Genomic DNA, 22706 nt, shown 5'->3' with positions numbered 1-22706 from the left:
CGTTGTGACCTGAGTTACCCGGGGGCCTGCGCGGCCCGGAGGGAGCAGCGGTGGGTGTGCGTGAGCTGGACGAGGAGTTGCTCGAGGTCGGGCCGGCGGTCCTGCGCAGCCTCGCCGCGGCCGACGTCGTTCGCCCACAGCGTTCCGGCGGTGGTCACCGCCGCCACTCGTGCCGCCGGCTGTTCGTCGCGACCCGGTGAGCCAGATGGCGCCCATGGCCGAGATGCGGGTGGTCGGAATCGGGTCCGGCCCCGCGGCAGCGCAGCGCGTACTCGTGCTGGGCACCCGGCAGCACGGCCCGGAACCGGACCGCTACCTGGTGCTGTGGATCGGAGAGGCCGAGGCCGCGGCGATCGAGATGGAGCAGCGGCAGGTGATCCCGCCCCGGCCCGCGACGCACCAGCTCATCGCCCAGGTGATCATGGCGCTGGGCCACGAGCTGGCCGAGGTCCGCGTCGTGGCGCTGTGTGACGAGGTGTTCCACGCCGAGCTTGCGATGCGTTCGGGCGCCGTGGTCTCCGCGCGACCCAGCGACGCGGTCGCGATCGCCCTGCACAGCGGGGTGCGCATCATGGCGACGCGCGAGCTGCTCGATCAGGCCGCCGTGCCGAACCTGGCCGGCATCACCCTGGTTCGCGCCTTCCCGCCACCCGCTCGATCCGAGCCGGACCGGCCCGCCGCGGTCGAGGAGCAGGAGATCGAGCGCTTTCGCAGCTTTCTCGAGTCGGTGCGGCCCGAGGACTTCGACTCCGCCTGAACCCGGCACCGCGGAGACCGAACTCGCCCGCCGTGGGCCTGGTCACCCCGCGTTCCAGTCGACCAGCTGCACGATCACACCGTTGGGGTCGCGCACCTGAAATGCCCGCTCCCCCCATTCCTCGCTGGTCAGCGGCATCGTGATCGGGACACCTTCGGCCTGCAGCCGGGCCAGCTCGCCCTCGAGGTCGTCGACGGTGAACGCCAGGATCAGTCCCGATGCGTGGTCGTCGCGTTGGTCCGCGGGCAGGGTCGGCAGGCCGCGACGCAGGAAGATGACGTTCATCCCGGCGTCGTCGCGGGTGAGCGAGGCGAAGCCGGGGGCGGCCATCTCGGTGCGGAAGCCGAAATGATCGACCAGGAAGGCGGTGGAGGCCTCGACGTCCCCCACGTTCAGCGCGACGGCGGAGGCAGTGATCCTCATGCGGCAACCCTTCGTCGTACGCAGTACGGTGTACGTGGTACAGCCTATACCGGTCAGAATGGTCCCGTGTCGAGCGATCGCAGCGGTGCCGGCGACCCGGACCGCACCCTTGCCCTGCTGTGGCGCGACGCCTCCGCGATGCCGCGCCGCGGTCCCCGGCAGGGGCTGAGTATCGACGCGGTGGTCGGCGCGGCGACCCGCCTGGCCGACGCCGAGGGGCTCGAGGCGGTCACGATGCGGCGGGTGGCGCACGCCCTCGGGGTCGCGCCGATGACCCTCTACACCTATGTCCCCGGCAAGGCTGAACTGCTCGACCTCATGCTCGACGCGGCCTACGCCGCGATGCCGCGCACCGACACCACGGGCCGTCCGTGGCAGGACCGGGTCGTCGCGATCGCCGAGGAGAACCGGGCCCTGTTCGAGGCGCACCCGTGGGCGGCCACCATCTCCACCAGCCGTCCCCCGCTCGGGCCGGGGCAGATGGCCAAGTACGAGCACGAACTGCGCGGACTCGACGGGCTCGGCCTCTCCGACGTCGACGTCGATGCCGCGCTGGCGCACCTGCTCGGCTTCGTCCGCCTGCACGCCCGTGACGCGGCCCAGGCGCGTGCCGCCCAGCGGGACAGCGCGATGAACGACGAGCAGTGGTGGGCGCTCAACGCCCCGCTGCTGGCCCGGGTGCTCACCGCGGACGCGTATCCGACGGCCGCCCGGGTCGGGGCCGCGGCCGGCTCCGCGCACGGCAGCACCTGGAGCCCCGACCATGCCTGGGACTTCGGGTTGCGAATCGTGCTTGCCGGGCTGGCGGCACTGGTCGAGCGGCCTTGACCGGCGCTACGGTCCGCCGATCGACGGCGAACCGGACTCGGTCGCGCCCGCGCGACCGTGGCTCAACGGGAGATCCTCCTGCACGGCCACCGGGTCGGCTTCCGGGAAAGCGGTGCGCAGTCCGGTGGTCCCGTCGTCGTGCTGCGGCCCGGGTTGGCGGGCTGCTCGCCCGGCCGCCCGGCCGACCCGGTCACGACATGCGGTCCCGAGGGTGTCTACCGTCCACGGTGTGCGGAAGGTGTACGTCATCGGGATCGGCGCCGGAGATCCGGACCACATCACGGTTCAGGCCGTGCAGGCGATGAACCGGGTGGATGTGTTCTTCGTGATCGACAAGGGCCACCTCAAGGAGGACCTGGCCGGGTTGCGGGCCGAGTTGCTCTCCCGGCACGTCGATCATGGTCGTTACCGTGTCGTCGAGGCGGCCGACCCCGAACGCGACCGGTCGGCCGACGCCTATCGCGACGCCGTCGTCGACTGGCAGGACCGGCGGGCCGAGATCTACGAGCGGATGATCGCCGAGGAGCTCGACGACGACCAGTCCGGCGCGTTTCTCGTCTGGGGTGACCCCAGCCTCTACGACGGCACACTGCGGCTGCTCGATCGCATCGCCGTGCGCTCCGCGGTGCCGTTCGAGGTCGAGAGCATCCCGGGGATCAGCAGCGTGCAAGCGCTTGCGGCGGCGCACCGGCTCATCCTCAACCGCATCGGGCGCCCGGTGCTGATCACCACCGGGCGCCGGCTCGCAGCGGGGATGCCCACCGATATCGACGATGTCGTCGTGATGCTCGACGGCGGCGCCGCCTTCGCCGAGCTGCCCGACACCGACGTCGACATCTACTGGGGCGCCTATGTGGGCTCACACGACGAGGTGCTGGTGAGCGGCAATCTGCAAGAGGTCAAGCAGGAGATCGTGCGGGTCCGTGCCGAACAGCGGGAGCGCAAGGGCTGGATCATGGACACCTACCTGCTGCGGCGTCGGCCCGAGGAGCGCTGAGGACCACGATCACCGTCGGGGCGCGGCGATCGCTGTGATGGTTGCGGTGGGTCTGCTGTTCCCGGGCCGGTGTCTTCGACCGGTCAGGGCGTGGGCCCGGCTCCCTCCAGCATGACCGTGGCGACCCGCATGACGTGCGCCGTGAGGGTCTCGGTGTCGGCGTGGGCCAACGGTTCGGTCTTGAGCACGGTCCGCAGCAGCCCGATACCCAGCAGCCACGCCATCAGAAGATGGGCGCGGACGGCCGCATCGGCGGGATCGCCGGTGTGCGCCAGCGCGGCGAAGGCGTGGCCGTAGCTGGTGCCCAGCTGGTCGCGGATGGCGGCGGCGGCCTCGGAGTTGCCGGCCGAGCGCAGCACCGCGTAGAACAGCTCACCGCCCGAGGTCTCCTCGGACAGCATGCTGTCCAGCACCCGGCGCAGCAGACTCTCCGGTGGACCCGCGTTCAGCACCTCCATCGCCTGTCCGGTGACCGCCTCCGCGAACAGCGCCTCCTTGTTGCCGAAGTGCCGGAACACCAACGCCTGGTTCACCCCGGCGCGGTCGGCGATTCCGCGCACCGTCGTCGCGTCGTAGCCGATGGTCGCGAACAGGTCACAGGCCGCCGACAGCAGCGCCCGGCGGGTGGCTGCCGAATCGCGCGGACGGCGGGGTGGCGGGGCCGCGGTGTCGGATGCGGTGCCCACGGACGCTCAACCTCCGACGAATCGGGGATCGCGGCGCTCCAGCGACGCCGCGACGCCCTCGGCGAAGTCCTTCGTCTCGCGCAGCCACCGCTGCTCGCCGGCCTCGTGATCGGTGATCGCGGCGACCTCCTCGGCGAGCCCGGCCCGCATGGTCGCCCGGATGCTGCGAACGGCCAGCGGTGCGGCGGCAGCGATCTCGGCGGCCAGCGCGATCGCTCCGGCCCGGATCTCCGTGTCGGCGACGAGCCGATCCACCAATCCGAACCGCAGCGCCTCCGAGCCGCCGACGCGGCGCCCCGTCAGCAGCATGTCCAGGGCGTGCTGGGCGCCGACGACGCGCGGGAGACTGACCGAGAGCCCGAAGCCTTGATGGAGCCCGAGCCGGGCGAAGTTGGCGGCGAACCGGCTGCTGGGCCCGGCGACTCGGAAGTCCGCCGAGACCGCGAGCCCGAGCCCGCCGCCGATCGCGATGCCCTGCACCGCGGCGACCACCGGCGTGGCCACCGAGAACAGCCGCACGGCTTCGCTGTAGAGGGCGTTCGCGGCGTCGGGGGACACCGCCTCGCTGCGGCTGCCGTCACCCCCGAAGTTCGCGCCGGCGCAGAAGTTGCGGCCCTCGCTGCACAGCACGATCGCCCGGGTCGAGTCGTCGGCGTCGAGTTCGGCGTAGATGTCGGCGAGCGCACGGACGAGCGGCAGGTCGAAATAGTTGTGCGGGGGCCGGTGCAGCTCGACCTGGGCAACTCCCTCTGCGGCACGATCGACGGTGATCGGGGCGGCGGTCGGTTCGGCCACAAATGGTGTCATGCGAGATCCTCCTGGTGTTCGGGACGATCAGAACACATTCGTCCTGCCGGACCGCACTTCGCGGCGAATCATCACCCGGATCGACCCCGTGCCGATCTGCGCGGCGGGCGGCCGGGCAGCAGGAGCCGAGGCGGGACAATGACTACTCCGGGCAACTTCTGGTGATCTTCGCAATCTCCTTGTCGAGGCCCATCAGGAGGAATTCGTCACCGAGGGCAACCAGGTCAATGCTCGCGTCGATGAAGTTCCGGAGCAGGTCGCGGTCGACCTCGAACACCGCGCGCCCGCCGGGGGCCCGGATCTCCAGTTCGACGACGTCATATCCGTCGACCGTCTGGGGGCTCATCCGGACGTCCCCCTCGCCGACCGGGCCATCGAACGCCGCGACCACGAGATCGCGGGCCACGAGCCACTGGGTCCAGCGATCGTTCCTGGTCTGAACGGCGAACGAGATCGCGAACGGGTCGGAGGCGGCGTAGCTCCACCGGGTCACGACGGGCACGGCCTCCCCGTGCAGCACGCTGAACATGTCCTGCTCGATCGACTCGCCCGGCATTGCCATCGCCCCCTTCTGAGCCCGGGCCGCCGCCGTCGGGCGGCCTCATCCAACCCATCGCAGGCGGCAGACCCAGTGCTGCATCCGGCGTCCGGCATTCACCTGAACGAGCTATGTCACCGGGAAGATCGCGGACGGCGTCCGGCTGTGTCGCCCGGTGTCCATGGTCATGTCGGCTCCGCGGGTCACGGCGTGCCGCGCCGGCCCGCGCCCATACCCGGTGAACCGATCGGGGGTCAGCGCGGGTGAGGGTCACGAAACGGCGGCGGGCCCTCTCCATCGGGGCTGCGCCGACCCGGTGATCGTTGCAGGCAGCGGGGATCACGCCACCGTGTGGGTCTGGTCGTCGTTAGGGTTGCGCCAAGCAGTGCGGCTATTCCACGACTCGTGAGGTGCGATATGAATGAAACGGGTGCTCAGGCGTTTTATGCGGCACGAGACTTCCTGCTCGCCCATCGCGAGGACTACGACACCGCCTATCGGGACTTCCGCTGGCCCGAGTTGGACGAGTTCAACTGGGCACTCGACCACTTCGACGCCGTCGCCGCCGACCCGCAGCGCGGCGCGCGCCGCGCGTTGTGGATCGTGGAGAGCGACGGCGCGGAGGCCTATTGGACCTTCGCCGAGTTGTCCGCCCGATCCAACCGGGTCGCGAACTGGCTGCGTGCGCAGGGCGTGTCGCGTGGTGACCGGATCATCCTCATGCTCGGCAACCAGATCGAGCTGTGGGAGACGCTGCTCGCCGCGATGAAGCTCGGTGCCGTCGTCATCCCCGCAACCACGCTGCTCAACGCGGCCGATCTGCGGGATCGGGTGGACCGCGGGAGCGCCAAGCACGTGATCGTCGGTGGGGCGGACGCCGGGAAGTTCGCCGACGTCGCCGGCGACTACACGCGCATCGCGGTCCGCGACGTACCGCCGGGGTGGCTCGACTTCGCGCAGGCCCACTCCGCCTCCGACACGTTCGTCCCCGACGGTGTCACCAAGGCGAATGACACGCTGCTTCTCTACTTCACCTCGGGCACCACGGCCAAGCCGAAGCTCGTCGAGCACAGCCACGCGTCCTACCCGGTGGGCCATCTGTCCACGATGTACTGGATCGGGCTGGAGCCCGGCGACGTGCACCTCAACATCTCCTCGCCGGGATGGGCCAAACACGCGTGGTCGAACGTGTTCGCCCCGTGGATCGCGGAGGCCTGCGTGCTCGTCATGAACTACGCCCGGTTCGACGCGCAGAGCGTGCTGGGCCTGCTCGACCGGTGCGGGGTCACCAGCTTCTGCGCGCCCCCGACCGTGTGGCGGATGCTGATCCAGGCCGACCTGTCGGGCCTGGCGAACCCGCCGCGCAAGGTCGTCGGCGCGGGGGAGCCGCTCAACCCCGAGGTCATCGAGCAGGTCGAGAAGGCCTGGCGGGTGCGGATTCGGGACGGCTTCGGGCAGACCGAGACCAGCGTCCAGATCGCCAACTCACCCGGGCAGCCGATCAAACCTGGTTCGATGGGGCGCCCGGCGCCTGGATTCGTCGTCGAACTCATCGATCCGGTGACCGGGAACAAGGCCGAGGAGGGCGAGATCTGCCTGGACCTCGCGCACCGGCCGGTCGGCCTGATGGTCGGCTACCGCGACGACCCCGAGCGCAACGCCGAGGCCATGGCGGGCGGCTACTACCACACCGGGGATGTCGGGGCGCGCGATGCGGACGGCTACATCACCTACGTCGGCCGGGCCGACGATGTGTTCAAGGCCAGCGACTACCGGATTTCGCCGTTCGAGCTCGAGAGCGTGTTGATCGAGCACCCCGCCGTGGCCGAGGCGGCCGTCGTGCCGTCGCCGGATCCGGTCCGCCTGGCCGTGCCCAAGGCGTATGTCGCGCTCGCCGCCGGGTACGAGCCGACCGAGGAGACCGCGCGTTCGATCCTGGAGTTCGCGCGCGAGAACCTGGCCCCCTACAAGCGGATCCGGCGCCTGGAGTTCTTCGAGCTGCCCAAGACCATCTCCGGGAAGATCCGCCGCGTCGAGCTGCGGGGCCGCGAGGAGGAGCTGCGCAGCGACGGGGGCGTCGCGCCGGTGGAGTCGCAGGCCGAGTTCACCCTCTAGCCGACCGCTGGTGCCCCGGGGCCCGGACGGTCCCGGGGTGCTCCACCGGGTGGCCGGCGTCCGGAGCGTGCGGGGCGAAATGCCCCGGCCAGTCCCGGTGTGCGATCCGGGTGATCGACAGGACCTCCCCGATCGTCGCCCACTCGTTGCGTCCCAACCGGGCGAGCGGCCGTAGCCGCTCGATCGCGGGCAGGCACGCGCCCCGCTCGTCGACGACGAACACGTCCTCGTCGATCGCGGCGTGCAACACCCGGCCGATCACGACGGTCGAGTCGCCGAGTTCCAGGTCGCGTTCGAGCCGGCATTCGAAGGCGACGGGCGACTCGGCGACCCGGAACGGCGCAACGGTCCGGCTGGGCTCGGGGGTCAGGCCGACCGCGGCGAACTCGCTGATCTCGGCCGGGAAGTCGGTCGCCGTCGCATTGATCTTCTCGAACATCGGCTCGCTGGCCATGCAGATCACGAACTCGCCGGTGGTCCGGATGTTCCGCAGGGAGTCCTTGGTGCCGACGGAGGTGAACTGCATCATCGGCGGGTCGACGCACGACACCGTGAAGAACGAATGCGGGGCGAGATTGTCGACGCCGGCGGCGGAGCGGCTGGAGACCCAGGCGATCGGCCGGGGGACCACGGTGGCGGTCATCAGCTTGTAGAACTGGCGGGCCCCGAGATCGCCGGGGTCCAGGTCGGTGCGCATGATCCGATCTTCCCTCCTGGCCCGCGCCGCGGCGCCGCGACCGGTTCTGCCACTCTAGGTCGGTGAGTCCCGTGAGCCGCCGCGCGGAGGTCAGCCGAGCACCGGCCGCGCGTGGTGCGCGGCTGTGACCCGCTGGGCTCGCGCCGCCGGGTTGCTCGCCGGCGTCGCCGCGGACGCGATTCTCGGCGATCCGCGCCGCGGCCACCCGGTAGCCGCGTTCGGAGCGCTGGCCGCGCGGCTGGAACGGCGCGGGTACGCCGACACCCGCGCCGCGGGTCTGCGCCACGCCGGCGCGCTCGTGGGAGCGGTGGTGCTGCTGGGTGCTGTCGCCGAGCGGACCGGGCGGCGGCGGTCGGTGCTGCGTGGCGGGCTCACCGCGGTCGCGACCTGGGCGGTGCTCGGGGGCACCTCGCTGGCCAGGGAGGGTGTTGCGCTGGCCGGGGAGCTGGAGCGTGCCGACCTGGACGCGGCCCGGCGCCGGTTGCCGAACCTGTGCGGGCGCAACCCCGCGGCGCTGGATGCCGACGGCATGGCCAGAGCCGGGGTGGAGTCACTGGCGGAGAACACCTCCGATGCCGTCGTCGCCCCGCTGTTCTGGGGTGCCGTGGCCGGGGTGCCGGGGCTCCTCGGGTATCGCGCGGTCAACACGCTCGACGCGATGGTCGGGTACCGGTCACCGCGGTACCTGCGGTTCGGCTGGGCCAGCGCGCGGCTCGACGACGCGGCGAACCTGGTGCCCGCCCGGGTGGCCGCGCTGCTGTTCGCCGCGCTCGCCCCGGTCGTCGGCGGCTCCCCGCGCGCCGCGCTGACGGCGTGTCGACGCGACGCGGGGGCGCATCCGAGCCCGAACGCGGGCCCGGTGGAGGCCGCGGCGGCGGGAGCGCTGGGCGTGCGGCTGGGCGGACGCACGGTGTACCCGCACGGGGTCGAGCAGCGGCCGACCCTCGGAACGGGACGGGCACCGATCGTCGCCGATCTTCGCCGAGCCGCCAGGCTGTCCCGGCTGGTGGCCGTCGCGGCGGCCGCGCTGTCCGCCGCTGCCGCGTCGTCCCCGCGAGTCGCGGTATTTCCGTGGGCGAGTCGCGGTAATTCCGTGGGCGAGTCGGGGCTCAGCGACGGCCGTAGCGGTCGGTGAGCGAGGTCTCGCGCGGACCGTCGTCCGGGCGGTGGTCCGGCGACTCCGCACCGGGGGAGTCGGCCGCGGTCTGGTCGCGCCCGGCCAGCGCATCGCGCAGGTCGTCCTTCTTCCTGGTCCCGCCACGGCGTTGCAGGATCTCGAGCCGGATGAAATACCCCAGGGCGACCAGGGCGATCACCCCGAACGTCAGCCACTGCAGCGCGTAGGAGAGGTTGGAGAAGGGGGCGCCGCCGGTCGGTGCGGCGACATCGAGCGGGGTGAGCACGCCGGGCTGATCGGCCGACAGCTGGACGTAACCGGGCACCAGATCCAGCCCGGCGGCCGCGGCGAGCGGGCGGGAGTCGGCGGCGTACAGCTGCCGGTGGCCGTCGATCGTGAGCACCGCCCTGCCCTGGGGGTCGGTCTCGTTCACCCGCAGCCGACCGACCACGGTCACCGTGCCCGACGGCGGCGCGGCATACGAGGGCACCCCCTGGCCGGGGCTCGTCACCGAGCCGCGGTTGATCGTGATCAGCCGACCGTCATCGGTGCGCATCGGGGTGAGCACCTCGAACGCGGGCTTCCCGCCGACGACCCGCAGCCGCACCAGGGTCTCGGCCTCGGGCAGGTAGGTGCCGGAGATGCTCACCTGCTGCCACTCGACGCGGGCAGTGATCTCGCCACCCACCGGCACGAGCCGGTCGAGCGGGACGGGTGGGACCGTGTAGGAGGCCTCGATGGCCTGCTGCTCGGCGTCCCGCTGCGCCTCGCGACTGAACTGCCACGGAGCGAGAAACGTGTAGCAGGCGATCACGAACCCGACGACCGCCACGATGAGGGCGAGCCAGCTCGGCCGCAGCAGGAAGCGCATATGCCTACGGTAGGCGGTGCCGCCGCGACGGTGCCGGTCACGTCGGGGCGCCGACCGGTGATACTGACACGCGTGTCCGGTGAGCTCACAGGTGCACTGCTGGTGGCGGGAACCACCTCGGACGCCGGGAAGAGTGCCCTGGTCGCCGGGCTCTGCCGGTGGCTGGCCCGGCGTGGCGTTCGCGTCGCGCCGTTCAAGGCGCAGAACATGAGCAACAACTCGGTCGTCACCGCCGACGGCGGGGAGATCGGCCGGGCCCAGGCCATGCAGGCGCAGGCGTGCGGACTGCAGCCGCGGGTCGCGTTCAACCCGGTGCTGCTCAAACCCAGCGGGGAGCGGACCTCCCAGGTGGTCGTTCTGGGCCAACCCGACGGGCAGGTGAGCGCGCGGTCCTACCGGGACCGGACGGCCGCGTTGCGGGAGGTCGTCACCGCCACCCTGGCGCGGTTGCGCGAGGAGTTCGACGTGGTGGTGTGCGAGGGCGCCGGATCGCCCGCGGAGATCAACCTGCGGGGCACCGACCTGGCGAACATGGGCCTGGCGCAGGCCGCGGATCTGCCGGTCGTCGTGGTGGGCGACATCGACCGCGGTGGGGTGCTGGCGCATCTGTTCGGGACGGTCGCGGTGCTCGATCCGGCCGACCAGGCGCGAATCACCGGGTTCGTGATCAACAAGTTCCGTGGTGACCCGGCGCTGCTCACCCCCGGGCTCGACCGGTTGCGCGCCCTGACCGGGCGGCCGACGTTCGGCGTGCTGCCCTGGGCGGAGCGGTTGTGGCTCGACGCGGAGGACTCCCTGTCGGCCGTCGCGGACGGGTTGATCGGCCGCCCGGCGCCCCCGCACGGGTCGGCGTGGCTACGGGTCGCGGTCGTGCGCCTGCCGCGCATCTCCAACTCCACCGATGCCGAGGCGCTGGCCTGCGAGCCGGGCGTCGCGGTCCGGTATGTGACCGAGCCTTCGCGGCTGCTCGATGCCGACGTCGTGGTGGTGCCGGGATCGAAGGCGACGGTGTCGGACCTGGCCTGGCTGCGGGCGTCCGGGCTGGCCGACGCGGTGGTGGCACACGCGGCGGCGGGCAAGCCGGTGCTGGGGATCTGCGGGGGCTACCAGATGCTCGGCAGGCGCATCGCGGATCCGCTGGGGGTGGAGGCGCCCGGCGGCGCGGACGTCACCGGGCTGGGTCTGCTCGATCTGGAGGTGGAGTTCGCCGCGGACAAGTACCTGGCCCGTCCGTCGGGGACCGAGCCGCGGAGCGGATATCAGATCCACCACGGGCGGGTCGTGCGTTCGGGGGACCCGTTCCTGCTGGCCGACGAGGGGTCCGACGCCGGGGTGGTGCTCGGCACCCACTGGCACGGGCTGCTGGAGGACGACGCCTTCCGCCGGACGCTTCTGGAGCGGCTGGCCGTCCAGGCCGGGCGGACCGGGTTCCGGGTCGCGCCGGATACCAGCTTCGCCGCGGAGCGGACCGCCCAGCTGGACCTGCTGGGCGACCTCGTCGAGACCCACCTCGATACGAAGGCAATTGAACATGTCATCAGTCACGGTCCGCGGGTCGGCCTACCGGTTGTCAGTTGCGGTCTGGCAGGCTCGAACGGATGAGTGAGCGGGTGCGCCCGCGCCCGAGGTACGTCAGCGAGGAGTTTGTGTGACCGACCCGGCCCTGCAGGCTGCGCCGCACTTCCCGTTCTCGGCCGTCGTCGGGCACGACGACCTGCGGCTCGCGCTGCTGCTCAACGCCGTGCATCCCGGGGTCGGCGGGGTGCTCGTGCGGGGGGAGAAGGGCACCGCGAAGTCGACGGCCGTCCGCGCGCTGGCAGCGTTGCTGCCCGAGCTGAGGGTGGTCCCCGGCTGCCGGTTCGGCTGCGCGCCCGAGCACCCGGATCCCGGCTGCCCGGACGGACCGCATCAGCGCACCGACCCGGCGCATCCGGCCGGCGAGCTGCGCGCCGCCCAGCTCATCGAGCTGCCGGTGGGGGCGACCGAGGACCGGCTCGTCGGGTCGCTGGACCTGGAACGTGCGCTGTCCGAGGGGGTGCGGGCCTACCAGCCGGGGCTGCTCGCCGATGCGCACCGCGGGGTGCTGTACGTCGACGAGGTCAACCTGCTGCACGACCACCTGGTCGACCTGCTGCTCGACGCCGCGGCGATGGGCCGCGCGCACGTGGAGCGCGACGGGGTGTCGGTCTCGCACGCGGCCCGGTTCCTGCTCGTCGGGACCATGAACCCGGAGGAGGGGGAGCTGCGCCCGCAGCTGCTGGACCGGTTCGGGCTGACCGTCGAGGTGCGCGCGGCGCGTGACGTCGACACCCGGGTGGAGGTCGTGCGCCGCCGGCTGGCGTTCGAAGCCGATCCGGTCGGCTTCGCCGCGGCATGGGCGGCGGCGGAGACCGAGACGGCCGAGCGGATCGCCGTCGCACAGCAGCGCATCGGATCGGTGCGGCTGGATGACCGGGAGCTGCGCCGGATCGCGGCGGTGTGCGCGGCGTTCGATGTCGACGGCATGCGCGCCGACCTGGTGATCGCGCGGGCGGCGGCGGCGCATGCGGCCTGGCGCGGGGCCGACGCGGTGGCCGAGGAGGACGTGCGGGTGGCGGCGCGGCTGGCGCTGCCGCACCGTCGCAGGCGCGATCCGTTCGACGAGCCCGGCATCGACGAGCAGGCCCTCGAGGACGCGCTGCGCGACGCCGCGGAGCACCTCGACCCGCAACCGCCCGACGGGGATGGCGGTGGCACCCCCGGTGGCAGCCCCGGTGGGCCGCCCGAGGACGGCGCGAGCTCCGGTGAGGCTCCCGCGGCCGCACCGCCTCCCGCCCCGGCCGGTGAACCCACCGAGCCGGGCGAGGCCACCGGTCAGGCCGTTCCGGCAGGCGATGGTCCCGGGCAGCTCGCCCCACCGCCGGCGAACCCGTTCCGGACCAGACGGCTCGAGGTTCCCGGCATCGGGGAGGGCGTGCCCGGGCGGCGGTCGCGGGCCCGCACCGACACCGGCCGGGTCGTGCGGCCCTCGACCGCCACCCCGGCGCGCGCCGCCGACGTCCATCTGCCTGCGACGATCGTGGCGGCCGCGCCGTACCAGCGGGTCCGGGGCCGCACCGGACCCGGGCTGTCACTGCGGCACGAGGACCTGCGCCAGGCGGTCCGCGAGGGCCGCGAGGGCAACCTCGTCCTGTTCGTCGTGGACGCGTCCGGCTCGATGGCCGCGCGCACCCGGATGGGCGCGGTGTCCGGGGCGGTGCTGTCGCTGCTGCGCGATGCCTACCAGCGCCGCGACAAGGTCGGGATGGTGACCTTCCGGGGGCTCGGTGCCGAGCTCGTGCTGCCCCCCACCTCGAGCGTGCCCGCCGCGCAGGCCCGGCTCGGCTCGATGCGCACGGGCGGGCGCACCCCGCTGGCCAGCGGGCTGCTCCGGGCGCGGCGCGCGCTCGCTGCCGAGCGGCTGCGCGACCCCCGGCGCCGTCCGCTGCTGGTACTGCTGACCGACGGCCGTGCCACGGTCGCCGCCAGGGCCGGTGGCGACCCGCTGGTGGACGCCTGCCGCGCCGCCGGGTTGCTGGCCGCCGACGGAGTGCATTCCGTCGTTGTCGACTGCGAGCGGGGTCCGGTGCGGCTGGGCCTCGCCGGCCGGGTCGCGCGCGCCGCGGGCGGTCCACTCGTCACCCTCGACGAGCTGTCCGCGGACAGCGTCGCCGGCGTCGTCACCACCGCCGTGAGTGCGTAGCACGGTGGGCACACCGTTGCGCACTCATCGGCCGACCGAAGGGAGCCAGGTATGCCCCAGGGACGCGTCAGCGCAGTCCCCGAGGACGGACTCACCACTCGGCAGCGCCGCAACCGGCCGCTGCTGCTCGTGCACACCGGCGAGATGAAGGGCAAGTCCACCGCGGCGTTCGGGCTCGCGCTGCGCGGCTGGAACCAGGGCTGGTCGATCGGGGTCTTCCAGTTCGTGAAGTCGGCGAAGTGGAAGGTCGGTGAGGAGGCGGCGTTTCGCGCGCTCGGCCGGCTGCACGAGCAGACCGGCGAGGGCGGGCCCGTCGAGTGGCACAAGATGGGCAGCGGCTGGAGCTGGATCCCCAAGGCCGGCGGTGCGGAGGATCACGCGGCGCAGGCCAGGAACGGCTGGGCGGAGATCCGGCGCCGGATCGAGAACCAGGTCCACGACGTCTATGTGCTCGACGAGTTCACCTACCCGATCACCTGGGGCTGGGTGGATGTGCACGAGGTGGTCGACGTCCTCGCCGCCCGCCAGGGCCGCCAGCATGTGATCATCACCGGACGGGACGCCGCCCCGGAGCTGATCGAGGCCGCCGACCTCGTGATGGAGACCCACAAGATCAAGCATCCGATGGACGCCGGTCAGAAGGGCCAGCGTGGCATCGAATGGTGAGACCCGACGGGTATCGACCAGGGCGGCCGCTTCCGCGGCGAACGTCACGGTCGTGCTGGTCGGCCGGGTTCGGAACCGCCCGGTCGTAGCGTTCGCAGCGGCGGGGCCCCGGGCGTGACCGCGCGCGCCCTGGTCGTTTCGGCGCCCGCGTCGGGCAGCGGCAAGACGACGATCGCCACCGGGTTGATGGCCGCCCTGCGCCGCCGGGGCACCTCCGTGGCGCCGTTCAAGGTCGGTCCGGACTACATCGATCCCGGCTATCACACGCTCGCCGCCGGACGCCCGGGCCGCAACCTCGACCCGGTGCTGGTCGGACCGGACCTGATCGGTCCGCTCGTGCGGCACGGCGCGGCGGGCGCCGAGGTGGCCGTCGTCGAGGGCGTGATGGGCCTGTTCGACGGGCGGTTGTCCGACGGCGGTGGCTCGACTGCGCAGGTCGCGGGCCTGATCGGGGCCCCGGTGGTGCTGGTGGTCGACTGCCGCGGGCAGAGCCGCAGCCTGGCGGCGCTGCTGCACGGCTTTCGCACCTTCGACGACGGGGTGCGCGTCGCGGGGGTGATCCTCAATCGGGTGGGCAGTGCGCGGCACGAGGCCGTGCTGTGCGCGGCGGCCGAGGAGGTGGGCCTGCCGGTGCTCGGCGCGGTCCCGCGACACACCGAACTGACCGTGCCGTCGCGACACCTCGGCCTGGTCACCGCCGCCGAACACGGCGCGGCGGCGACCGCCGCGGTGGCGGCGATGGGGTCCCTGGTCGCCGAGCACGTGGATCTCGACGCGGTCGTGCGGCTCGCCGAACCGCTGCCATCGGGCCCGGGCTGGAGCGCGGTCGATGTCCTCCCGGACGCGCGGCACCGGCCGGTGGTCGCCATCGCCGGGGGGCCCGCGTTCACCTTCGGCTACGCCGAGCACGTCGAGCTGCTCGCGGCGGCGGGCGCGCAGGTGGTGGTGGTCGATCCGCTGCGCGACGAGACGCTTCCCGCGGAAACGGCAGCGCTGGTGCTGCCCGGCGGGTTCCCGGAGGAGCACGTCGCCGCGCTGAGCGCGAACACGCCGCTGCGGACGGCGGTCGCGGCGCTGGCGGCCTCCGGGGCGCCCGTGCACGCCGAATGTGGCGGGCTGCTCTACCTGTGCGCCGACCTCGACGGGGAACCGATGTGCGCGGTGCTGCCCGCGTCCGCCGCGATGAGCGGGCAGCTGACGCTGGGCTACCGCGAGGCGGTCGCGCTGACCGAGTCCCCGGTATTCGCGGCGGGGCGTCGGGTGAACGGGCACGAGTTCCACCGCTGCGTGGTGACCCCACGGGCCGGTCCGGCGCCGGCGTGGGGCTGGCGCGGGGACGCCCCGGAGGGGTTCGTCGCCGCGGGTGTGCACGCCTCGTTCCTGCACACCCACCCGGCCGGGGCGCCGGACGCGGTCGCGCGGTTCGTGGCCGCCGCGGCCCGGTCACGGTGAGGGGCCCGCTCGTGGTCGGGCTCGGCTCGGCCCGTGGGGTCCCGCCCACGGCGGTGCGGGCGCTGCTGCACCGGATCTACGACGAGCACGACCTCGACCCCCGCCTGGTCCGCGCCTATGCGAGCGTGGATCGGCGGGCCGCTGAACCGGGGCTGCTCGGCGCGATCGCCCCCGCGCCCCTGCGGACGTTCCCGGCCGCGCTGCTCGACGCCGTCGCGGTGCCGAACCCGAGCGCCCGGGCCCGGGCCGCGGTCGGCACCGGCAGCGTCGCCGAGGCGGCCGCGTTCCTCGCCGCCGCCGAGATCGCCGACGGAGACTGGGCCCGGCTGCGGCTCGTCGTGCCGAAGACGACCGGGGATCGGGTCACCGCGGCCGTCGTGCGCATCGGGTTGACGCCTCGGGTGTGACGTCCGGCGCCGGGCGTTCGTCGGCGCGCAGCGGGGCGGTTATGCTCCCATTCGCTCGGCCGCATGGGAACCCGGTGCGATTCCGGGGCGGTCCCGCCACTGTGACCAGGATGCCTTCCCGGGAGCCAGACCTCGCGCGGCCGCAGACCGTCCCCGTCGGGGACACCGGACCGGGCGTGGATCCCCGGGGAGGGACTGGCCGTGAGCGCGCATACCGAGCAGTATCTGGTGGGCCTGCAGTTGGCCGGCCGCCGTGTGGTCATCGTCGGCGGTGGACCGGTCGCCCAGCGCCGCGTGGGGCGGCTGCTCGCCGCGGGCGCGCTGGTCGAGGTCATCGCCCCCCACGTGACGCCCGCGGTCGAGGGCATGGCCGCGGCCCGGGAGCTGATCTGGACTCCCCGGCGTTATGCCGAGGGCGACCTCGACGGCGCCTGGTACGTCCTGGCCTGCACCGACGACCCGCAGGTCAATGCCGCGGTCGGCGCCGAGGCCGAGCGGCGCCGGGTGTTCTGCGTGCGCGCCGACGACGGCGCCGCCGGTACCGCGGCGACCCCGGCGACCGGGGTGTTCGACGGGCTGACCATCGGGGTACTGGCTCGGGGGGCGCACCGACGGTCCGCGGCCGTGCGGACCGCGCTGGTCGAAGCGCTGCAGGCCGGTGTCGTCGACGACGTCGCCGACGCGGTGCAGCCCGGCGTGGCGCTCGTCGGCGGCGGACCCGGCGACCCGGAGCTGATCACCGTGCGCGGCCGGCGGCTGCTCGCCCGCGCCGACGTCGTCGTCGCCGACCGGCTCGGGCCGCGCGACCTCATCGACGAGCTCGGCCAGCACGTGGAGGTCATCGACGCCTCCAAGATCCCCTACGGGCGGGCGATGGCTCAGCAGCGGATCAACGAACTGCTCGTCGAGCGGGCCAGGGCCGGGAAGTTCGTGGTCCGGCTCAAGGGCGGCGACCCGTTCGTCTACGGCCGCGGATTCGAGGAGCTCATCGCCTGCACGCAAGCCGGGGTGCCGGTGACCGTCGTCCCCGGTATCACCAGCGCGTTCGCCGCGCCCGCCGTCGCCGGGGTGCCGGTGAGCCACCGCGGGGTCGCGCACGAGATCGTCGTGGTGTCCGGGCACGTCGCGCCCGGCGACCCGCGCAGCCTCGTCGACTGGGCGGCTCTGGGCCGGATGCGCGGCACCGTGGTGCTGATGATGGCCGTGGAGCGGATCGCCCCGATCGCCGCCGCGCTCATCGAGTACGGCCGTCCCGCCGACACACCGGTCGCGGTCATCCAGGACGGCACCACCCGCATCCAGCGTTCGCTGCGCGCGACGCTGGCCACCGTCGCGGCGCAGGTGCGCCAGCACGAGATCAGCCCACCGGCGATCATCGTCGTGGGTCCGGTGGCCGGGTTGAGCCCGCACGGCTGAGGCCGGGTGTGGGCTCGCTTCCGACGGACCGGTGCGTGGGCCGACGCCGCGTGCCGACCACTCTCTACCTCGTGCGCCATGGCGAGAGCACCTGGAACGCCGCGGGCCTGCTGCAGGGCCGCACCGCATCGGTCCCACTCACCGCGCGCGGGCGCACGCAGTCCGCGCGCGCCGCGGCGACGCTGGCCGATCGGCCCGTCGGCGCGGTGTTCTCGAGCGATCTGCTGCGGGCCCGGCAGACCGCCGCGGTCGTCGCGGCGGTGCACGGGCTGCCGGTGCGATCCGTGCCGGCGCTGCGCGAACAGTGCCACGGCAGCTGGGAGGGGCGCCCGGCCGCCGGCCGGGCCGAACGCCTCGCCGCCGCCGGTCCGGACTGGGCGCCGCCGGGCGGGGAGAGCGCCCGGGTGCTGCACTCCAGGGTCGCCGCGTTCCTCGCCGGGGTGTTGCGGGATCCGCCGCCCGGTGAGCTGGTGCTGGTGACGCACGGCGAAACGATCCGGGCCGCGCTGGCCGTGCTGCTCGCGGGGCCCGTGGAGGCGATGCCGCGCGCGGTGCCCGGCAACGGCGCGGTGCTCGGTGCCCGCCGCGACGGCCCGGGTGGGCACTGGCGGATTCTCGCCGACGTGGCGTCCGCCGCGCGTACTTGACCGCGCCGGGTGCGCTGTGGTCGAGTCTCGCCAGACGGCAGTGGAGGAAGCCGGTGCGAATCCGGCGCGGTCCCGCCACTGTCACCGGGGAGCGCGTCCCCACCGGGTGGCCACTGCGGAGGTGCCGGGAGACCGGAGCCGCGGGAAGGCCGGGCGGCGTCGCGACGATCCGGGAGCCAGGACACTTGCTGCCGTCGTGGATCCGGACGAGAGGGCGCGGACCCTCGAGGAGGCGACGATGGACGGTGACCGTCCCCGGCTGCACCGCCGCAGCCCGGTATTTCAGCCCTGTCCACGCGTGCTGCGCCGGCGATACCGGGGCACCCTGATCGGTCTCGGCGTGGGGCAGGGTGAGTCCGACCGACCCGCCGCCGGTCTCGACCACCTCGCCGACGCCGACGTCGTGTTCGCGTCCTGCGCCGCGGAGACCACGGTGCTGTTCTACGCCGAGGCGTGGCGGGTGGAACAGATCGGCGGCCGGCTCGGCCGCCGCATCGCCGAATGGTTCGCCGCCCATCCGGGTGGCACCGCGGTCTTCGCCACCCTCGGTGACCCCGCGCAGCACCGCCCGCTGCACGCTCTCGCCCGGCGGCTGCCCGGGGTGCGGGTCGAACACGTTCCCGGGGTGACGATCCTGCCGCCGCCCCGCCGGCCCCTGCCTCGCCTCCCGGGGCCGTCCCTGCGCCGGACCGCGGAGTGAGTGCGGACGCGGAAGCGCTCTACCGGGTGATCGCGGCCCGCCGCGACGTGCGCACGGGCTTCCGGCCCGAGGTCCCGGTCGGCGACGACGTGCTGGACCGGTTGCTGGCCGCCGCCCATGCGGCGCCGAGCGTTGGGTTCTCCCAACCGTGGGACTTCGTGATCGTCCGGGACCGCGCGGTGCGGGAACGGGTGCACGCGCTGGTGGCCGCCCACCGCGAGACGTATGCGGCAGCGCTGCCGCGGGCGCGCGCGGCGGCGTTCCGATCGATCAAGATCGAGGCGATCCTCGATACCCCGGTGAACATCGTCGTGACCTGCGACCCGACCCGGGGCGGCCGGCACACCCTCGGCAGGCTCGGTCAGCCGCGGATGGCCTCGTACTCGACGGCGCTGGCGGTGCAGAACCTCTGGCTGGCCGCCCGCGCGGAGGGGCTCGGGACCGGCTGGGTGAGCTTCTTCAGCGACGCCGGGGAGCGCGAGCTGGCCGCGCTGCTGGGGCTGCCCGGCCACCTGGAGATCGTCGCCTACCTGTGCCTCGGGCATGTGGAGGCCTTTGCCGCGCAGCCCGAGCTCGCCGTGGCCGGATGGGCGCAACGACGGCCCCTGCGCTGGGCCGTGCACCACGAGACGTACGGGCGCCGGGCGCGCCCCGGGGAGGAACCGGTGGACCTGCTCGCCGAGACGATCGCCACGATCACCCCTGCGTCGGCGCGGGCGCGCGCCGACGCACGAGACCGGCTGGACCGGATGACCAAGCCGCGTGGTTCGCTCGGCCGGGTCGAGGACGTCGCCGTCGCCCTGGCGGGGATGGCCGGGCACTGCCCGCCGCCGCTGCCCGAACCGGCCGCGGTGGCGGTGTTCGCGGGCGACCACGGGGTCCATGCCCAGGGCGTGACCCCCTGGCCGCGGGAGGTCACCGCGCAGATGGTGGCGAACTTCCTCGCCGGTGGGGCGGTGGTCAATGCGTTCGCCCGCCAGCTCGGGGCCGAGGTGTGCGTCGTCGACGTGGGAGTGGCCGCGCCGCTGGACCCGGTGCCCGGCCTGCTGCCACGCCGGATCGCCGCGGGCACCGCCGACATGACCGAGGGACCGGCGCTCAGCCGTGCGCAGGCGCGGGCCGCCGTGGAGGTGGGCATCGAGGTGGCCCGCGACCTCGTCGCCGCCGGCAACCGGTGCCTGATCACCGGGGACATGGGTATCGCCAACACGACCGCCGCAGCCGCACTGATCTGTACGTTCACCGGGGCCGATCCCGCGGCGGCCACCGGGCGGGGCACCGGGATCGACGACGTGACGCTCGCCCGCAAGACCGGCGTGGTGCGTGCCGCCCTGGCGCGCCACCGCGTTCGGGCGACCGACCCGCTCGGGGCGCTGGCCGCCTTCGGTGGGCTCGAGCATGCGGGCCTGGCCGGGTTCGTGCTCGGCGCCGCGGCGCTGCGGGTTCCGGTCGTCCTCGACGGGGTCAGCGGCGGAGCCGCCGCGCTGGCCGCCGCGGCGTTCGCTCCGGACGCCCTCGACTACTGCCTGGCCGGGCATCGCTCGGCCGAACCGGGGCACGGGCTCGCCCTGGCGCACCTGGGTCTGGAACCGCTGCTGGACCTCGGGATGCGGTTGGGGGAGGGAACCGGTGCGCTGCTCGCGCTGCCGGTGGCCCAGGGGGCCGCGCGGGCGCTGCACGACGTGGCCACCTTCGACGCCGCCGGGGTCGCCGAGAAGACCGTCTGATCAGCCGGTGGCACCCGCCGGTCGCCAGCTGTCGTGTGGGTCGGCCCTGGCCAGATCCTCGTCGTCGACGGCGAACGTCCGGGCGACCCCGGGGCCGGTGGCGCGGGTCTCGAACCGCACGGTGACCCGCCCATGTCCGGCGCCTTGCACCCAGCCGTGCCCGAACTCGGCGTGCCGCACGTCGTCGCCGGCCCGCCAGGGCCGGTCGGTCCGCTCCGCGGCCGATCCGCTGTCCTGCGCGGTGCGGCCGGTCGGCTCCGCCGTGGGCTCGGGCGCGGTGTCCACCGGGAGCGGAACCCAGCCGTCGGCGGAGGCGACGGCGTCGAACAGGGCCGGTGGAGGGCGCTCGCCCAGTCCCGACAGCGATACCCCGATCAGCCGCACCCCGCCCGCGGGTACCGCCGAGCGCGCCAGCCGCTGGGCCACCGCGGTCAGGGTCGCGAGGTCGGTGCTGGCCGCCGCGGTCGTCTCCGAGCGGCTCGCGGTCCTGAAGTCGGCGCTGCGCGCCTTCACCGTCACCGTCCGCGCGGCGCGCCCCGAGGCGAGCAGCCGCCGGTGTGCCGCCGCGGTCATCCGGCGCACGGCCTCGTGGACCTCGGCCATCGCGGTCAGATCGGTGTCGAACGTCGTCTCCGCGCTGACCTGCTTCGCCGCGCCGCGCGGGGCCACCGGCCGGTCGTCGATGCCGCGGGCCAGCCGGTGCAGCTCGGTGCCGATCGCGGCGCCCAGCAGCCCGGTGAGCTCGCGCGGATCCATCGTCGCGAGCCGGCCGACCGTGGTCACGCCGATCTTGTGCAGGGACGCCTCGGCCACCGGGCCGACGCCCCACAGCACCCGCACCGGCAGCGGGTCGAGCACGGCGCGTTCCTCCCCGGGGGTGATGATCCGCAGCCCGTCGGGCTTGGCCAGCTCCGACGCGATCTTGGCGAGCTGCTTGCCGGACCCGGCCCCGACCGACGCGGGCAGCCCCGTCCGCTCCCGCACCGCCGCCCGCAGGGCCGTGCCGAACGCGGTGGCCTCGATGCCGTCGGCGCCGGCCAGGGCCGGCGGCTCGAGGAACGCCTCGTCGAGCGACACGGGCTCGAGCACCGGCGCGGCCTCGCCGAGCACGGCCATCACCTCGGCGCTGATCGTCTGGTAGAGCCCGAACCTCGGGGGCAGCACCACCGCGTGGGGACACCGCCTGCGGGCCTGCGCCATCGGCATCGCCGAACGCACACCGAACGCCCGAGCCTGGTAGCTCGCCCCGGCGACGACCCCGCGCGGCCCGGCGCCGCCGACCAGCACCGGCCGGTCGACCAGGGTCGGCCGGGTCAGCTGCTCGACCGACGCATAGAACGCGTCCATGTCGAGGTGCAGCACCCACCGTCGCGCCGTCCCCGCCACCGGCTCATTCTGACCACCACCCCCGACAGCCGGGACGGGCGGCCGCGACCGCCGCGTGCGCGGCGCGCACCGATCAGCCCGGCGCCCAGGACGACAGCAGCGGGTCGCCGTCGAACTCCCGGATCGTCGGCGCCGCGCCGAACCCGGCGACGGCCGCCGGGTGATCGGGTGCGGGCATCAGGTCCGCGAGCCAGACCGCCTCCCGCGGGGCGCCGTCGCCGGTCCAGGCCTCGACGGCGGGCGGCCGCCACGGCGGACTCAGCGTGATCGCCGACATCGGCCGGGACAGCCCGTCCCCGGTGGCCTTGAGCAGCGCTTCCTTGCGGGTCCAGGTGGTGAGGAACGCGCGTGGGCCGGTGGGGCGCGGACGGGTCAGCTCGACGGGGGAGCAGATGTGGGCGGCCATCGCGGCGAGGTCGGACAGCGGCCGGTGCTGTTCGACGTCCAGGCCGACGGCGCCGTCGAACACCGCGACGCCGACGAGGTCCCCCGAGTGGGTCAGCGAGAAGCCGGGGCCGTCGCCGTCCAGCCGCGGCTTGCCGTGCTGCTGGCCGCAGCGGCAGGTGCGATCGAAGCGCAGCCCGGCCGGGTGCGCCGCGAGCCGGTCGCCGAGCACGAGGCGGGCGAGCGCGTGCGCGGCGAGGTAGCGGGCCCGGTCGGCGGGCCGGCGGAAGGCCGTCAACCGGTCGCGCTCATGCTCGTCGAACAGGGCGACGAGCCCTGGATTGGCCTCGGGATCACGGGGCCG

Annotated in this window: 23 protein-coding genes and 2 riboswitches; of the genes, 15 read left to right on the top strand and 8 right to left on the bottom strand. The window is 73.9% G+C overall.

Features of this window, described 5'->3' with window-relative positions; all coding sequences use genetic code 11:
* Positions 1-50: 50 nt before the first annotated feature.
* Both ACFQE5_RS04390 and ACFQE5_RS04385 read left to right on the top strand, forming a co-directional pair.
* Positions 51-200: a hypothetical protein gene (locus ACFQE5_RS04390; protein ID WP_379583023.1), complete on the top strand. Its 150-nt coding sequence runs from the start codon at positions 51-53 to the stop codon at positions 198-200.
* Positions 201-214: 14 nt separating this feature from the next.
* Positions 215-757: a bifunctional nuclease family protein gene (locus ACFQE5_RS04385; protein ID WP_379583021.1), complete on the top strand. Its 543-nt coding sequence runs from the start codon at positions 215-217 to the stop codon at positions 755-757.
* A gap of 42 nt (positions 758-799) precedes the next feature.
* Here ACFQE5_RS04385 and ACFQE5_RS04380 read toward each other — a convergent pair whose 3' ends face one another.
* Positions 800-1180: a VOC family protein gene (locus tag ACFQE5_RS04380; RefSeq protein WP_379583019.1), complete on the bottom strand. Its 381-nt coding sequence runs from the start codon at positions 1178-1180 to the stop codon at positions 800-802.
* 66 nt (positions 1181-1246) lie between these two features.
* On the opposite strand from ACFQE5_RS04380, the gene ACFQE5_RS04375 reads away from it, so the two are divergent.
* Entirely contained in the window at positions 1247-2008 is a 762-nt protein-coding gene (locus ACFQE5_RS04375) for a TetR/AcrR family transcriptional regulator (protein WP_379583017.1), read from the top strand.
* Positions 2009-2237: 229 nt separating this feature from the next.
* Positions 2238-3005: a precorrin-6A synthase (deacetylating) gene (gene cobF, locus ACFQE5_RS04370; RefSeq protein WP_379583015.1), complete on the top strand. Its 768-nt coding sequence runs from the start codon at positions 2238-2240 to the stop codon at positions 3003-3005.
* 83 nt (positions 3006-3088) lie between these two features.
* On the opposite strand, the gene ACFQE5_RS04365 is transcribed toward cobF, so the two are convergent.
* The 3 genes from ACFQE5_RS04365 to ACFQE5_RS04355 all read right to left on the bottom strand — a co-directional run bounded on the left by ACFQE5_RS04365 (position 3089) and on the right by ACFQE5_RS04355 (position 5060).
* The gene (locus ACFQE5_RS04365; protein ID WP_379583013.1) at positions 3089-3691 is read right to left on the bottom strand and encodes a TetR/AcrR family transcriptional regulator; all 603 of its coding nucleotides are present in this window, start codon (positions 3689-3691) and stop codon (positions 3089-3091) included.
* 6 nt (positions 3692-3697) lie between these two features.
* Positions 3698-4498 carry an enoyl-CoA hydratase/isomerase family protein gene (locus ACFQE5_RS04360; RefSeq protein WP_379583012.1) on the bottom strand — a complete coding sequence of 267 codons (801 nt, stop codon included), beginning with the start codon at positions 4496-4498 and terminating at the stop codon, positions 3698-3700.
* Positions 4499-4640: 142 nt separating this feature from the next.
* Positions 4641-5060 carry an SsgA family sporulation/cell division regulator gene (locus ACFQE5_RS04355; RefSeq protein WP_379583010.1) on the bottom strand — a complete coding sequence of 140 codons (420 nt, stop codon included), beginning with the start codon at positions 5058-5060 and terminating at the stop codon, positions 4641-4643.
* 393 nt (positions 5061-5453) lie between these two features.
* On the opposite strand from ACFQE5_RS04355, the gene ACFQE5_RS04350 reads away from it, so the two are divergent.
* A complete protein-coding gene (locus ACFQE5_RS04350) occupies positions 5454-7151 on the top strand; it encodes an AMP-binding protein (protein ID WP_379583008.1) in 1698 nt (565 codons plus the stop codon).
* Here ACFQE5_RS04350 and ACFQE5_RS04345 read toward each other — a convergent pair.
* Positions 7141-7848 (bottom strand): flavin reductase family protein, encoded by a 708-nt coding sequence (locus tag ACFQE5_RS04345; protein WP_379583006.1) that lies wholly within the window; start codon positions 7846-7848, stop codon positions 7141-7143. The two genes, ACFQE5_RS04350 and ACFQE5_RS04345, sit on opposite strands and share 11 nt — an antisense overlap.
* Before the next feature lie 124 nt (positions 7849-7972).
* Between ACFQE5_RS04345 and ACFQE5_RS04340 the strand changes: the two genes are divergently transcribed.
* Entirely contained in the window at positions 7973-8983 is a 1011-nt protein-coding gene (locus ACFQE5_RS04340; RefSeq protein ID WP_379583004.1) for a cobalamin biosynthesis protein, read from the top strand.
* Here ACFQE5_RS04340 and ACFQE5_RS04335 read toward each other — a convergent pair.
* Positions 8958-9836 carry an SURF1 family cytochrome oxidase biogenesis protein gene (locus ACFQE5_RS04335; protein WP_379583002.1) on the bottom strand — a complete coding sequence of 293 codons (879 nt, stop codon included), beginning with the start codon at positions 9834-9836 and terminating at the stop codon, positions 8958-8960. The two genes, ACFQE5_RS04340 and ACFQE5_RS04335, sit on opposite strands and share 26 nt — an antisense overlap.
* Between ACFQE5_RS04335 and ACFQE5_RS04330 the strand changes: the two genes are divergently transcribed.
* The 9 genes from ACFQE5_RS04330 (at position 9837) to cobT (ending at position 20572) form a co-directional block, all read left to right on the top strand.
* A complete protein-coding gene (locus ACFQE5_RS04330) occupies positions 9837-11438 on the top strand; it encodes a cobyric acid synthase (RefSeq protein WP_379583000.1) in 1602 nt (533 codons plus the stop codon). It begins immediately after the preceding gene.
* A 46-nt stretch (positions 11439-11484) separates the two neighbouring features.
* Entirely contained in the window at positions 11485-13557 is a 2073-nt protein-coding gene (locus tag ACFQE5_RS04325; protein ID WP_379582998.1) for a putative cobaltochelatase, read from the top strand.
* A 51-nt stretch (positions 13558-13608) separates the two neighbouring features.
* On the top strand, positions 13609-14223 hold the full coding sequence (gene cobO / locus ACFQE5_RS04320) for a cob(I)yrinic acid a,c-diamide adenosyltransferase (protein ID WP_379582996.1): 615 nt from the start codon (positions 13609-13611) through the stop codon (positions 14221-14223).
* A gap of 114 nt (positions 14224-14337) precedes the next feature.
* Positions 14338-15675 carry a cobyrinate a,c-diamide synthase gene (locus ACFQE5_RS04315; RefSeq protein ID WP_379582994.1) on the top strand — a complete coding sequence of 446 codons (1338 nt, stop codon included), beginning with the start codon at positions 14338-14340 and terminating at the stop codon, positions 15673-15675.
* On the top strand, positions 15672-16082 hold the full coding sequence (locus ACFQE5_RS04310) for a cobalamin biosynthesis protein (protein WP_379582992.1): 411 nt from the start codon (positions 15672-15674) through the stop codon (positions 16080-16082). The genes ACFQE5_RS04315 and ACFQE5_RS04310 overlap by 4 nt, the downstream gene beginning before the upstream one ends.
* Before the next feature lie 65 nt (positions 16083-16147).
* Positions 16148-16231: riboswitch (cobalamin riboswitch) on the top strand.
* 52 nt (positions 16232-16283) lie between these two features.
* Positions 16284-17498 carry a uroporphyrinogen-III C-methyltransferase gene (gene cobA, locus ACFQE5_RS04305; RefSeq protein ID WP_379582990.1) on the top strand — a complete coding sequence of 405 codons (1215 nt, stop codon included), beginning with the start codon at positions 16284-16286 and terminating at the stop codon, positions 17496-17498.
* A 35-nt stretch (positions 17499-17533) separates the two neighbouring features.
* Positions 17534-18145 (top strand): histidine phosphatase family protein, encoded by a 612-nt coding sequence (locus ACFQE5_RS04300; protein WP_379582988.1) that lies wholly within the window; start codon positions 17534-17536, stop codon positions 18143-18145.
* A riboswitch (cobalamin riboswitch) is annotated at positions 18138-18352 on the top strand. Its footprint overlaps the gene before it by 8 nt.
* A 31-nt stretch (positions 18353-18383) precedes the next feature.
* Positions 18384-18845 (top strand): SAM-dependent methyltransferase, encoded by a 462-nt coding sequence (locus ACFQE5_RS04295; protein WP_379582986.1) that lies wholly within the window; start codon positions 18384-18386, stop codon positions 18843-18845.
* Positions 18842-20572 (top strand): nicotinate-nucleotide--dimethylbenzimidazole phosphoribosyltransferase, encoded by a 1731-nt coding sequence (cobT, locus tag ACFQE5_RS04290; RefSeq protein WP_379582984.1) that lies wholly within the window; start codon positions 18842-18844, stop codon positions 20570-20572. Before ACFQE5_RS04295 ends, cobT begins: the two co-directional genes overlap by 4 nt.
* Here the strand turns inward: cobT and ACFQE5_RS04285 are convergent, their stop codons facing one another.
* Together ACFQE5_RS04285 and ACFQE5_RS04280 are read right to left on the bottom strand one after the other, a co-directional pair.
* Complete coding sequence (locus tag ACFQE5_RS04285; RefSeq protein ID WP_379582982.1) at positions 20573-21958, bottom strand: DNA polymerase IV; 1386 nt, start codon at positions 21956-21958, stop codon at positions 20573-20575.
* A 73-nt stretch (positions 21959-22031) separates the two neighbouring features.
* Positions 22032-22706 (bottom strand): 4'-phosphopantetheinyl transferase family protein (locus ACFQE5_RS04280; protein ID WP_379582980.1); only part of this gene is annotated, 675 nt, incomplete at its 5' end.

The organism is Pseudonocardia hispaniensis, assembly GCF_042658695.1.
Lineage (GTDB): Bacteria > Actinomycetota > Actinomycetes > Mycobacteriales > Pseudonocardiaceae > Pseudonocardia > Pseudonocardia hispaniensis.
The sequence above is the reverse complement of the archived record's forward strand: the minus strand, read 5'-3'. Positions and strand labels throughout refer to the sequence as shown.

Excerpts from the sequence above, each read along its gene's own strand:
- ACFQE5_RS04350 (WP_379583008.1), top strand. The coding sequence starts at position 5,454 with ATGAATGAAACGGGTGCTCAGGCGTTTTATGCGGCACGAGACTTCCTG.
- ACFQE5_RS04345 (WP_379583006.1), bottom strand. The coding sequence starts at position 7,848 with ATGCGCACCGACCTGGACCCCGGCGATCTCGGGGCCCGCCAGTTCTAC.
- ACFQE5_RS04295 (WP_379582986.1), top strand. The coding sequence starts at position 18,384 with ATGGACGGTGACCGTCCCCGGCTGCACCGCCGCAGCCCGGTATTTCAG.
- ACFQE5_RS04330 (WP_379583000.1), top strand. The coding sequence starts at position 9,837 with ATGCCTACGGTAGGCGGTGCCGCCGCGACGGTGCCGGTCACGTCGGGG.
- ACFQE5_RS04360 (WP_379583012.1), bottom strand. The coding sequence starts at position 4,498 with ATGACACCATTTGTGGCCGAACCGACCGCCGCCCCGATCACCGTCGAT.
- ACFQE5_RS04355 (WP_379583010.1), bottom strand. The coding sequence starts at position 5,060 with ATGGCAATGCCGGGCGAGTCGATCGAGCAGGACATGTTCAGCGTGCTG.
- ACFQE5_RS04335 (WP_379583002.1), bottom strand. The coding sequence starts at position 9,836 with ATGCGCTTCCTGCTGCGGCCGAGCTGGCTCGCCCTCATCGTGGCGGTC.
- cobO (WP_379582996.1), top strand. The coding sequence starts at position 13,609 with ATGCCCCAGGGACGCGTCAGCGCAGTCCCCGAGGACGGACTCACCACT.
- ACFQE5_RS04380 (WP_379583019.1), bottom strand. The coding sequence starts at position 1,180 with ATGAGGATCACTGCCTCCGCCGTCGCGCTGAACGTGGGGGACGTCGAG.
- ACFQE5_RS04385 (WP_379583021.1), top strand. The coding sequence starts at position 215 with ATGGCCGAGATGCGGGTGGTCGGAATCGGGTCCGGCCCCGCGGCAGCG.